Raw genomic sequence first — 1,725 nt, 5'->3', positions numbered from 1 at the left:
GTGGGCGGGCTCAAGTCTCGTGGTGCTCCTTAGAAAGGAGGTGATCCAGCCGCACCTTCCGGTACGGCTACCTTGTTACGACTTCGTCCCAATCGCCGATCCCACCTTCGACGGCTCCCTCCCACAAGGGGTTAGGCCACCGGCTTCGGGTGTTACCGACTTTCATGACGTGACGGGCGGTGTGTACAAGGCCCGGGAACGTATTCACCGCAGCGTTGCTGATCTGCGATTACTAGCGACTCCGACTTCACGGGGTCGAGTTGCAGACCCCGATCCGAACTGAGACCGGCTTTACAAGGATTCGCTCCACCTCACGGCATCGCAGCCCTTTGTACCGGCCATTGTAGCATGTGTGAAGCCCTGGACATAAGGGGCATGATGACTTGACGTCATCCCCACCTTCCTCCGAGTTGACCCCGGCAGTCTCTCACGAGTCCCCACCATAACGTGCTGGCAACATGAGACAAGGGTTGCGCTCGTTGCGGGACTTAACCCAACATCTCACGACACGAGCTGACGACAGCCATGCACCACCTGCACACAGGCCACAAGGGAACCGACATCTCTGCCGGCGTCCTGTGCATGTCAAACCCAGGTAAGGTTCTTCGCGTTGCATCGAATTAATCCACATGCTCCGCCGCTTGTGCGGGCCCCCGTCAATTTCTTTGAGTTTTAGCCTTGCGGCCGTACTCCCCAGGCGGGGTACTTAATGCGTTAGCTACGGCACGGATCCCAAGGAAGGAAACCCACACCTAGTACCCACCGTTTACGGCGTGGACTACCAGGGTATCTAATCCTGTTCGCTCCCCACGCTTTCGCTCCTCAGCGTCAGTTACTGCCCAGAGACCCGCCTTCGCCACCGGTGTTCCTCCTGATATCTGCGCATTCCACCGCTACACCAGGAATTCCAGTCTCCCCTGCAGTACTCAAGTCTGCCCGTATCGCCCGCACGCCCACAGTTAAGCTGTGAGTTTTCACGAACAACGCGACAAACCACCTACGAGCTCTTTACGCCCAGTAATTCCGGACAACGCTCGGACCCTACGTATTACCGCGGCTGCTGGCACGTAGTTGGCCGGTCCTTCTTCTGCACATACCGTCACTCGCGCTTCGTCTGTGCTGAAAGAGGTTTACAACCCGAAGGCCGTCATCCCTCACGCGGCGTCGCTGCATCAGGCTTGCGCCCATTGTGCAATATTCCCCACTGCTGCCTCCCGTAGGAGTCTGGGCCGTATCTCAGTCCCAGTGTGGCCGGTCACCCTCTCAGGCCGGCTACCCGTCGTCGCCTTGGTAAGCCATAACCTCACCAACAAGCTGATAGGCCGCGGGCCCATCCCACACCGCAAAAGCTTTCCCCCACCAGGCCATGCAGCCAGCAGGGTGTATTCGGTATTAGACCCAGTTTCCCAGGCTTATCCCAAAGTGCAGGGCAGATCACCCACGTGTTACTCACCCGTTCGCCACTCGAGTACCCCGAAGGGCCTTTCCGTTCGACTTGCATGTGTTAAGCACGCCGCCAGCGTTCGTCCTGAGCCAGAATCAAACTCTCCAAACAAAAACAACCCAGACCAAAGCCCAGGTAGAATTCGAATCAGAAAAATCCGATCATCAAACAAGACACCAAAACTGGCATCCAAAAAACCACACCCCTAAACGGGAAAAAGAAGTGCGGCAAAAAACAACAAACAAAAACCACCAAACACACTATTGAGTTCTCAAACAACA

General features: G+C 56.5%; 1 rRNA gene. It reads right to left on the bottom strand.

The features are described 5' to 3' along the window. Nucleotides 1-33: 33 nt before the first annotated feature. A 16S ribosomal RNA gene (locus ABQF30_RS29505) occupies nt 34-1,555 on the bottom strand. Nucleotides 1,556-1,725: the final 170 nt, after the last annotated feature.

The organism is Mycolicibacterium sp. XJ870 (genome assembly GCF_053483975.1).
This window is presented reverse-complemented; position numbering and strand designations above follow the sequence as displayed.